An 11,004-nucleotide genomic window follows, 5' to 3' on the forward strand; every position below is an offset into this window, starting at 1 on the left:
CGAGCTTGCTCGCGATGGACTCGAAAGCGCCGTGTTTAACCAGTAAACACGTGTTTTCGTTAACGACCATCGCGAGCAAGCTCGCTCCTACAATGTCAGGTCAGGTCAGTTTTTATCGAGATCGACGTTGCGCGTCTCACGCAGGCAAATCATCCCCACCACCAGGCTCACCCCGGTGATCACCACCGGATACCACAGCCCGTAGAAGATATCCCCGGTGTACACCACCAACGCGAACGACACGGTCGGCAGGAAGCCGCCGAACCAGCCGTTGCCGATGTGGTAGGGCAGGGACATCGAGGTGTAGCGGATGCGGGTCGGGAACAGTTCGACCATCAACGCCGCCAGCGGGCCGTAGCACATCGCGGAGATGATGATCAGCGCGACGATCAGCGCCACGATCATCGGCTTGTTGATCTGCTGCATGTCCGCCTGTTGCGGGTAACCGGCGAGGGTCACGGCACCGCGCAGGGCGGCTTCGTCGAACCCGTCGATCTTCACGTCACCGACGCTCACCTGCACGTCACTGCCGGCCGGTGCGACAGCACTCTGGTACGGCAGGCCCTGCTTGACCAGGAAGGTCTTGACCTTGTCGCACGGGCTGTCGAATTTCGCCTTGCCCACCGGGTCGAACTGGAAGGTACAGGTGGCCGGGTCGGCCATCACGGTGATCGGTGCCTGGCGGCTGGCCTGGTCGATGGCCGGGTTGGCGTAGTGGGCCAGGGTCTTGAAGATCGGGAAGTACAGGGCGGTGGCCAGCAGCAGGCCGATCATCAGCACCGGTTTACGCCCGACCTTGTCCGACAGCCAGCCAAAGAAAATGAAGAAGGGGGCGCCGATGGTCACGCTGACGATCAGCAAACCGTTGGCCACGGCCGGGTCCATTTTCAGGAACTGGGTGAGGAAGAACAGCACATAGAATTGCGCGGCGTAGAAGGTCACCGCTTGCCCGGCATTGATGCTGAACAGGGCGATCAACACCACCTTGAGGTTTTCCCACTTGCCGAAGGAGTCGCGAATCGGCTGTTTGCACAGCTTGCCTTCTTCTTTCATTTTCACGAAGGCCGGCGATTCATGCAGGCTCAGGCGAATCCAGGTCGAGATGCCCAGCAGCACGATGGAAAACAGGAACGGAATGCGCCAGCCCCAGACTTCGAACTGATCGCCGGTGAAGTAACGGCAGCCCAGCACCACCAGCAGCGACAGCAGCAGGCCCAGGGTCGCGGTGGATTGAATCCAGCTGGTGTGGAAGCCGCGCTTGCCGATGGGCGCGTGCTCGGCGACGTAGGTCGCGGCGCCGCCGTATTCACCGCCCAAGGCCAGGCCCTGGAGCATGCGCAGCACCACCAGGATGATCGGCGCGGCGATGCCGATGCTGGCGTAGGTCGGCAGCAGCCCGACGCAGAACGTCGCCAGGCCCATGAGGACGATGGTGGCGAGGAAGGTGTACTTGCGCCCGATCATGTCCCCCAACCGACCGAACACCAGCGCGCCGAACGGCCGCACGATGAAGCCGGCGGCGAAGGCCATCAACGCAAAGATAAACGCCGTGGTGTCGTTGACCCCGGCGAAAAACTGCTTGCTGATCACCGCCGCGAGGGCGCCATAGAGGAAAAAGTCATACCACTCGAAGACTGTCCCGAGGGACGAGGCAAAGATGACTTTCTGGGTTTCCTGACTGGTGCCCGCGCTACGCACGGCTTCCAGGGTTTGAACGTTCTCTGACATACCGGTATCCCTCACAGTGATTGTTTTTGTTGTTCCACTGCCGGCACCGGCCTTGTGGGCGGGTGCCGCTACTGCGATGTATCGGGTGTATCCGCTACTTGTAGGAGCGCGCCTGCTCGCGATGGTCGTCAACGATAACGCTGCAAACCTGACACCCACGTGCGCTCTCAGGTTCTTCGCGAGCGAGCTCGCTCCTACAGGGGGGCGCACAGGATTCAGGGGTGTGCGATCAGTTCCATTGTCGGTGTGATGCTCCTTGTGGCGGGGTTGAGGATCAATTGTGCAGCCTTCTCGGCAATCATCAGCGTCGGCGAGCAGGTGTTGCCGGAGGTGATGCGCGGCATGATCGAGGCATCGGCAATGCGCAGGCCGGGAATGCCATGGACCTTGAGTTGCGCATCGACCACGGCGTCGGCGTCATTGCCCATGCGGCAGGTGCCCACCGGATGGAAAATCGTGGTGCCGATCCGCGCGGCGGCTTCGTGCAACTGTTCTTCGCTTTGCAGGCTGTCGCCGGGCAGGTACTCCACCGGATTGAAGACACGCAGGGCCGGGGCGGCGACGATGCGCCGGGTCAGGCGAATGGCATCGGCGGCGACCCGCAGGTCTTGCGGGTGGCTTAGGTAATTGGGTTGGATCAGCGGAGCTTCTTGCGGATCGGCCGAGCGGATTTCCACCCGGCCACGGCTTTGCGGACGTAGATCGCAGACCGACGCGGTGAACGCCGGGAAGGCATGCAGCGGTTCGCCAAAGCGTTCCAGCGACAGCGGCTGCACGTGGTATTCGAGGTTGGCTGAAGTCTGCTCCGGCCCCGAGCGGGCAAAGGCGCCCAACTGGCTCGGCGCCATGGACAGCGGGCCGCTGCGGTCATAAAGGTAGCGCAGGCCCATGCCCATCTTGCCCCACCGGCTGCCGGCGATCTGGTTCAGGGTGCGGGCATTTTCCAGCTTGTAGATCAACCGTAGTTGCAGGTGATCTTGCAGGTTGCCACCGACGCCGGGTAACTCATGGGCGACGCCAATGCCCAGCCGCTCAAGCAGTGGACGCGGGCCGATGCCGGAGCGTTGCAGGATGCTGGGCGAACCGATCGAGCCGGCACACAGGACGATCTCCTTGCGCGCCTTGAAGGTTTTTGTCTGGCCTTGCCAGCGGGCGCTGACCGCCGAGGCACGGCCATTGTCCAGCAACACGCGGTCGACTTCGACACCGGTGAGCACGGTGAGATTGGGACGTTGGCCAATGGGTTTGAGAAAGGCCTTGGACGCGTTCCAGCGGATGCCGGCCTTCTGATTGACCTGGAAATAACCGCAACCTTCGTTATCGCCCTGGTTGAAGTCATCGATGCTGGCGATGCCGCTTTGCTCGGCGGCACTGCGGAACGCATCGAGAATCGGCCATGACAGGCGCTGGCGTTCGACCCGCCATTCGCCCGCGGCGCCGTGAAACTCGGCGGCGCCGGCAAAGTGATTTTCACTCTGCTTGAACAGTGGCAATACGTCTCGCCAGCTCCAGCCGGGATTGCCGTCGGCGGCCCAGCCGTCGTAGTCGCCGGCCTGGCCGCGCATGTAGATCATGCCGTTGATCGAGGAGCAGCCCCCCAGCACCTTGCCGCGCGGGTAGCTCAGGGCGCGGCCTTGCAGGCCCGGTTGCGCTTCGGTCTTGAAGCACCAGTCGGTGCGCGGGTTGCCGATGCAGAACAGGTAACCCACGGGGATGTGAATCCACGCATAGTTGTCGCGACCACCGGCCTCGAGCAGCAACACGCGATGTTGCGCATCGGCCGACAGTCGATTGGCCAGCAGACACCCGGCCGGCCCGGCCCCGACCACGATGTAATCGAATTCATCTAGGGAAGCCTGCATCCCTGACCTCGTGTTGTTGTTTTTGTTGTCTGTCATCCTAGTTGTTAGCTTTCGTCAAAAGAATGTTAGTTTTTGCGCAGCTGCTGTGCGTTTTTAAACAGCGTTCCGAACGGCAACGAACAAGGACGATTCATGTTCGACTGGAATGACCTGCGGTTTTTTCTCGAATTGCAGCGCAGCGGGCGTTTGCTCACGGCTGCCCGTCGCTTGAACACCACCCATGCCACCGTGGCGCGGCACATCGAGGCCATCGAAAAAAGCCTCGGTACGGCGCTGTTCGTCCAGCACGCCCAGGGTTACGAGATGACCCCGGCCGGCGAGGCGTTGCTTAAACACGCCGAGGCGATGGAGAACGTGGCGCTGCTGGCACAGGAGGAAATCACCCAATCCACCGCGCCGCTGGGCAAGATCCGCGTCGGCGTGACGGAAGGGCTGGGCATCATGTTTCTGGCCAGTCGCATGAACGGTTTGTTCGAGCGCTATCCGGGGTTGGAGGTGGAACTGGTGGCGGTGCCGCGTTTTGTCAGCATCCTCAACCGCGAGGCGGAAATCAGCATCCACCTTGAGCGCCCGGCCGCCGACATGCTGGTCACCCGCAAACTCACCGACTATCGCCTGGCGTTGTATGCCAGCCAGGACTATCTCGATCGTTCGCCGCCGTTGCGCAGTCGGGAGGACCTAGGGCGTCATGCGTGGATTGGCTATGTCGATGATTTGCTGTTCAGCCAGGAACTGATGTTCCTCAACAGCTTCTGCCGCAACCCACGGGTGGTGTTTCACAGCACCAGCGTGATCGCCCAGCAACAGGCGGCGCGCTCAGGCCTGGGGATCGCCGTGCTGCCGTGCTACATGGCCAGCGCTGATCCCGGTCTGGTGCCGCTGCTGCCGGACGAAAGCATCCAGCGCAGCTACTGGATCAGCACCCGCCGGGAGCTGCACAAATCGGTGCGGCTGCGGGTGCTTTGGGATTATGTGGTGGAGTTGTGTGAGCGGGAGCAAGGGTTGTTGCTCGGGCCAACCTCCTACGGTGCCTGAACGGACGCGATCGCGAGCAAGCTCGCTCCCACAGGGTGCTGTGTTGTCACACATTTTGCGAACGAAGCTAAACCAATGTGGGAGCGAGCTTGCTCGCGATGGCGGCAGCACATCCAATATCCATCTTGGGGCTCAAGCAAGAATCTCGAACGCCGTGCTGGCCAGCCGTTCACCATTGACCATGATGTGCACCGCATGGCGCCCCGCATAATGCCGGCGGGTGGTGAGTTCCTTGATCTGCTGACCACGGCTGACGGCTTCGACGGCGTTGCCCGGCAGCGTCAGCGCCTTGAGCTTGAACACCTTCGCCGAGGTGCTGCCGTTGGCCTTGACGTAATCGATGGCGTAGTCGATTACCAGGCGCTGGCTGCTTTGAACGGTGGATTTGACGGCAAACGACAGGGTGATTTTTTCTCCGAGGCCAATCACCGGCGGTTCGACTTTTACATCAACGATCTCGACTTCAGGCTTGCCGCCCGCGCCGATGATCGCCAGTGCCCGCCGGTTGCCCTGTTTGATCAGGCTGCGCAGGGCGTGTTTGGCGATCCATGCGGTGTGCCGGTTGTCCAGCGACCAGCCTTCGATCAGGTCCAGCACCCAGTCGGGATGATCCTTGGTGATGTCGTTGAGGTGGTTGGCCACGGATTTGCATACGTACAGGCTCGTATCGGCCTTGAGGTTGTCGAGGATGTTCGCGGCCAGTGTCGGATCGGCCTGGATGGGCTCCAGCCGGAATGACCAGGGCAGGCGTGGCCGGCATCCTTCGCTGGCCAGGCGCCGCACATGCTCGTTGTCATCCAGCGACCAGGCATGCATCAGCTTGAGCGAGCGCTCGAGGTCACTGCGCAGAAAGTAACGGATTGCGAACTCCGAAGAGCCAAAAGCGGTGAAGTACTTCAGTGCGTCCATCGACTGATCGAACGCATGGGCGCCGTAGCTGGCGACATAGTGCGGCAGGCACATGCTGACGAAGCCGCTGTTCAGGCGCGGGGCGAGGGCGCGCAGCACCTGCAGCGACGCTTCATAGTCCAGCGGCAACACCGCGTGCAGGCATTCGCTGACCCGGGCCATGCGCTGCATGACACTGAGGTCTGCCAGGCCGGTTTGGGCAAGCTTCAGGAAGCGTCTGGCCTCGAATTCCGGATACACCGCCGTTATTTCGGTGGCGATGTGCTGGAGACGCTCGGTGTTGAAGATTTCCTTGAGGGCGGGGGCAGGTTGGTCAGTCATGGTGGATTCCTTTGAAATGATTGTTTATCCAATGCACCGCGTTATCGTTCTTCGCGAGCAAGCCCGCTCCCACAAGGGGGCTCTGTCAGGCTCAATATTTGTGAACACCCAAGATCCAATGTGGGAGCGGGCTTGCTCCGGGCGGCGTTCCGACGAAGGGGCCCTCAAATCCACCTCAATTCTTGCCCGCTTGCTCTTGCAGGTGATCCGACTCGAATAACCTGGCCAGTTCCGCCCGCGCTTCCTGCGCCGTCTGCATCACTTTCACCGCGTCGTCATACACCGCATGCTGGGCTTCGAGCACCACTTCGTCGTGCTGCTTGAAGCGCTTGATCCGCGCATCCGCCTGAGCCTGGGTCAATCCCAGCCCGATCAGGGTTTGCCGGCTCATTTCCAGGCTCGAATAAAAGGTTTCGCGCACGGCGTGTGCGCCGACGTCCATCAGCCGGTGCACATGCTGACGGTTACGGGCGCGGGCGATGATTTTCATATGCGGATAGAGCTTGCGCACCAGCTCGGCGGTCTTGATGTTGGTGTCCGGGTCGTCGGTGGCGATCACGAAGTACTCGGCTTCCCCGACCTTGGCCGCGTTGAGGATTTCCGGGCGCATCGGGTCGCCGTAGAACACCGGCACGCCACCAAAACTGCGGGACAGTTCGATGGTTTCCACCGAGGTGTCGAGGGCCACGAACTTGATGTTCTGCGCGCGCAGAATCCGCGCAACGATCTGGCCCATGCGCCCCATGCCGGCGATCACCACCCGTGGCGCGTCGGCGTCGATTTCGCGGAACTTCTCCGGCACTTCCACCGGTTGCACTTTCGGGCTGACCAACCGTGCGCAGAGCAGCAGCAACAAGGGTGTCACGGCCATGGACAGGGTGATGGTCAGCACCAGCAAGTCATACAGTTCTGCCGCGAACAGCCCGTGATCTCGCCCGATCTTGAACACCACAAAGGCAAATTCACCACCGGCCGCCAGCACGATACCCAGGCGGATCGCGCTGACGTTCTTCAAGCCTCCGGCCAATCGACCGACAATAAACAGCAGCGGCAGTTTGATCGCGATCAGCAACAGGGTCAGGCCCAGCACAGCCATCGGCATGCTCAGCAGCAAACTCAGGTTCGCCCCCATGCCGACACTGATGAAAAACAGCCCGAGTAACAGGCCCTTGAACGGTTCGATCTGGGCTTCCAGTTCATGGCGATACTCGGAGTCCGCCAGCAACAGGCCGGCGAGGAAGGCGCCCAGGGCCATGGAAATCCCGACCAGTTCCATCAGCCATGCTGTGCCAATCACCACCAGCAACGCCGTGGCGGTGGAGACCTCTGGCAACGCGGTTTTGGTCACCACGCGAAACACCGGTCGCAGCAGATAGCGCCCACCGATCACCACGACGGCGATGCTGGCCAGCACTTGCAGGCCGTGGTTCAGATTTTCGCTGACGGTGGTGCTGTGATCGCCACCGGCCAGCAACGGCACCATGGCGATCAAGGGGATCGCGGCGATGTCCTGAAACAACAGGATCGCGAACGCCAGCCGCCCGTGGGGGCTGGTCAGTTCCTTGCGTTCAGCCAGGCTTTGCAGGCCGAACGCCGTGGACGACAGCGCCAGACCCAGGCCCAGGACGATCGCGGTGTTCAATGGCTGGCCAAACAGCCACAGCGCCACCACGCCGATCATCGAACCCGTCAGCAGCACTTGGGCCAAGCCCACGCCGAACACTGATTTGCGCATCACCCACAAGCGTCGCGGTGACAGTTCCAGGCCGATGATGAACAGCAGCAACACCACGCCGAGTTCGGAAATGTTCGCGACGCTTTGCGGGTTGTCGATCAGGCCCAACACCGACGGGCCGATGATCACCCCGGCAAACAGATAACCCAGAACCGCCCCCAGTTGCAGGCGCTTGGCTAATGGAACGATGAGTACGGCCGCCATCAGAAACACGACAGCGGCTTGTAGCAGGTTGCCTTCATGGGGCATGGGCGAAACTCCAGGACTCGGGACAGCGGGGGGCGTCAAGGATAAAGGCTGGGTTCCGTGAAGATCCACTGCGGCAGTGGTCTGTCACGCAGATTGATGGCGAATCTTGCTGGTCTCGCAGGAGATGGGTGGGGTAGATCGGATTTTCGATCAATCTGGAAGGAATCGGCTCAGTCGCCTGTGGAAAGCCCATGCTTGTGTGCATAGGCGTACAGATCTACGCGATTCGTCAGGCCCAGCTTGCTGTAGATCGATGTCAAATGGTTGCGCAGCGTGTGTTCGCTGATGTGCAGTTTCTCGGCCACCAACTTGCCAGGGGCAGAGGGGTCGCGGGCCAGCGATGCAATGGTTTGCTGCTCGCGGCGCGTTAGCTTGGCGATTTTTTGTTGCTCCGGGTCTATATCGCGTTCGACTTTCTTGCGCGCCAGTTCAAGGAATATACGGCTGGTCGCATTGCGGTCAATCCAGAGCTCGCCGTCATGCACTTTTTCTATGGCTTTGAGCAATGTCGATGCGGATGCCGACTCCCGCTTATCCACCACGCCACGTGCGCCCGCCAGCACCGCACTGTCATGCAGCGTCACGTCGCTCGACCCTGTCACGACCAGAATCCTGGCTTTGGTCTGTCTGTGCAATTCGGCCAGTGACTCGATACAGTCCTCGCTGTCCAGGTCCAGCACCACCACATCCGGCGCGTATTGGTGCAGCGAAAGCAGGTATTGCGCCACCGACGCCACCGAACCCGCCAGCGCCAACCTTGGTTGAGCGCTTTCCACCAGACGCTCAAGGCCCCAGGCCACGAGCGGTAGAGCGACTAACAGGACTTGAATTGGCATTCGGGTCGCTGCCTCTTTAGGCGGGTTGTGTTAGCTGATCATGATAGCAATCGTTGCAGCCTGTAGCTTTTTTCTATAGCGCTTCAGTCCCCCCCTCCCATGACATTTGTCCCATAAAACACTGTTTTCATGGGTGATTGACTCCCAGAAAAAAAGGGATAGCGCACTCATGTAATAAACAGCGGCCGTTTTTAGACTGCAGTCATGAAAGACGCACACCGAATTGAGCCCCGTGAACAAGTCACCCTGTCGCTGCAACTGATCGGCGGGGGCCAGGGTGTCATCCGTGACATCAGCGCCTCCGGTTTGTATTTCGAAACCGATAGCGAGCAGCAGGTGGGTAGCTTGATTGACTTCGAGATCGAACTCGACACGCCCGGCGGCCCCATGAAGTTCAAGGCGCAAGGACAAATCGTGCGCATTGAACCGCTGGGCGGCAGGGCCGGGGTGGGCGTGAAGCTACTGGCCAGCCGGCTGGTACCGGTGGAGTGAAGTGTTCGTGGGTTGAGGAAGAATCGGCTTGCGGCTGTTGGTGGCCCACAGCGGTTTTTTGCTCAGGGTGACATTCTTGGGAGAAAGACATGGCTAGCACTACAACTACAAGCGGCGGAACCGTTACCTCGTTTTCCAACACGCCGCAGGCGAAGGATGATGTCCTTAACACCACTGAAAATCTGCTGGGGGTCATGTATTGGGACGTCATGTCCAATGACCTTGGCGGCAACGCGAAGACACTCTGGTCACTCGACAACGCGGACAGTTTTTCTACTGCCACCAAGGCTTATGCTCCGGCCGACCTCCTGACCCAGGATACGGCGAGGGCTGAGGCGACGAGTTCTGACACCAGTAAGAATGGTGCAAAGATCTGGATCACCTCGGACGGGAAGGTCGGCTACGACGCCGCTACTTTCTCGTGTGAGTTCAAGGAACAACTCCAGGCGCTTGCCACTGGTGAGCTCCTGACGGACAGCTTTACCTATGCGATTCGCCTCGGCAACGGAACGCTCAGTTGGGCCACTGCTACCGTGCAGTTTTCGGGCGTGAATGATGGTGTGACGATCAGCTTCGGCGCGCAGACCGGCATGGTGACCGAAGACGCCGACACCACTGCGAGCACGACCGACTCGCTGACGGCCAGCGGCACGATTGTCTTTAACGACGTCGACCTCAATGACACGCACATGGCGACGTTCACGCCGGCGCTGGGCAACGCTACTCATCTTGGTACGTTCATGCTCTCGCCGGTAAGCGAAGCCGCGAACGCGGCCAACGGTTCGGTGCAATGGACGTACAACCTGGACAATGCGGCGGCGCAGTACCTGGCCCAGGGACAGACAGTAACCGAAACTTACCTGGTCACCATCAGCGATGGTCAGGGTTCGTCGGTAACGCAGAATGTGACCATCACTATCACCGGCACCAACGACGCGCCGACGGTGACGGCGGCAGAAATCGAAAGCGGGGCGGTGACCGAAGACGGCACCACGGTGGCCAGCGGCAGCTTCGCCTTTGGCGACGTGGACCTGGCCGATGACGCCCATGTGGCCAGCGTGAGCGCGCCGTCCGGTGCGCTGGGTACGCTGGTGGCCATTGTCAGCGACGAGAGCACGGGCGACGCGGCGGGCAGCGTGGGCTGGACCTATACGCTGAACAACAACGCGGCGCAGTACCTGGCCGAGGGCCAGACCAAGACCGAAGTGTTCACGGTGACGCTGACCGACGACTTCGGGGCGACGGTGACCAAGGATGTGACGATCACCCTGACCGGCACCAACGACCAGCCGACGCTGACCATCGACGACACGACCGGGGCGATGAACGAAGGCAACGGCGCGGCCACGCTGAGCGACAGCGGAGCGCTGAGCTTCGCCGATCTGGACAGCAACGACGTCGTGACGGTCAGCCAGACCGCCAACAACGACCTCGTCTGGAGCGGCGGCACCCTTGGCGCGGCGCAGGCCGCCGCGCTCATCGCCGGTTTCTCGGTGGATCAGGCCGGCTGGAACTACAGCAGCAACCAGAACCTGGACTTCCTGAGCACCGGCGAAACCATCAGCTTCTCCTACACCGTGGTGGCCAGCGACGACAGCGGTACGGACAACGCCGCTTCGGCAGCGCAGACGGTGACGATCACCCTGACCGGCACCAACGACGCACCGGTGCTCAGCTTCGCGACGGGCCATGATGCGGGCGCAGTGCAGGAAGACACCACGTTCAGCGTGAATGGCCAGTTCAGTTCGGCCGACATCGATCACGATGCCACCGCCACCTGGAGTATTGCCGGGTCAAATACCGGCACCTATGGCTCGATCGCCGTGGACAACAGCGG

At 61.1% G+C, this 11,004-nt stretch carries 8 protein-coding genes; 3 read left to right on the forward strand and 5 right to left on the reverse strand.

The genetic code is table 11. From position 1 onward, the window contains the following. Window positions 1–105 precede the first annotated feature (105 nt). Together AC1Q6Y_RS27120 and AC1Q6Y_RS27125 are read right to left on the reverse strand one after the other, a co-directional pair. Window positions 106–1,728, reverse strand: coding sequence for an MFS transporter (locus AC1Q6Y_RS27120; protein WP_057715232.1), 1,623 nt, complete (start codon window positions 1,726–1,728; stop codon window positions 106–108). Window positions 1,729–1,943: 215 nt separating this feature from the next. Continuing rightward, entirely contained in the window at window positions 1,944–3,590 is a 1,647-nt protein-coding gene (locus AC1Q6Y_RS27125; RefSeq protein WP_492625539.1) for a GMC family oxidoreductase, read from the reverse strand. A gap of 132 nt (window positions 3,591–3,722) precedes the next feature. Between AC1Q6Y_RS27125 and AC1Q6Y_RS27130 the strand changes: the two genes are divergently transcribed. Continuing rightward, on the forward strand, window positions 3,723–4,625 hold the full coding sequence (locus AC1Q6Y_RS27130) for a LysR family transcriptional regulator (RefSeq protein WP_102670101.1): 903 nt from the start codon (window positions 3,723–3,725) through the stop codon (window positions 4,623–4,625). 132 nt (window positions 4,626–4,757) lie between these two features. Here the strand turns inward: AC1Q6Y_RS27130 and AC1Q6Y_RS27135 are convergent, their stop codons facing one another. From AC1Q6Y_RS27135 to AC1Q6Y_RS27145, 3 genes are all read right to left on the reverse strand, one after another. Beyond that, window positions 4,758–5,855, reverse strand: a complete 1,098-nt coding sequence (locus AC1Q6Y_RS27135) for a DNA alkylation repair protein (protein ID WP_492625540.1) — start codon at window positions 5,853–5,855, stop codon at window positions 4,758–4,760. Between the two features lie 175 nt (window positions 5,856–6,030). Continuing rightward, entirely contained in the window at window positions 6,031–7,839 is a 1,809-nt protein-coding gene (locus tag AC1Q6Y_RS27140; protein WP_057715228.1) for a monovalent cation:proton antiporter-2 (CPA2) family protein, read from the reverse strand. 170 nt (window positions 7,840–8,009) lie between these two features. Next, a complete protein-coding gene (locus AC1Q6Y_RS27145; protein ID WP_340317703.1) occupies window positions 8,010–8,567 on the reverse strand; it encodes a LuxR C-terminal-related transcriptional regulator in 558 nt (185 codons plus the stop codon). 312 nt (window positions 8,568–8,879) lie between these two features. Between AC1Q6Y_RS27145 and AC1Q6Y_RS27150 the strand changes: the two genes are divergently transcribed. Next, complete coding sequence (locus AC1Q6Y_RS27150; protein WP_218498270.1) at window positions 8,880–9,167, forward strand: PilZ domain-containing protein; 288 nt, start codon at window positions 8,880–8,882, stop codon at window positions 9,165–9,167. Between the two features lie 89 nt (window positions 9,168–9,256). Further along, on the forward strand, window positions 9,257–11,004 hold a 1,748-nt coding region (locus AC1Q6Y_RS27155), incomplete at its 3' end, for a VCBS domain-containing protein (RefSeq protein WP_492625541.1).

The sequence above is a fragment of the Pseudomonas sp. GW823-FHT06E10 genome (assembly GCF_058794995.1).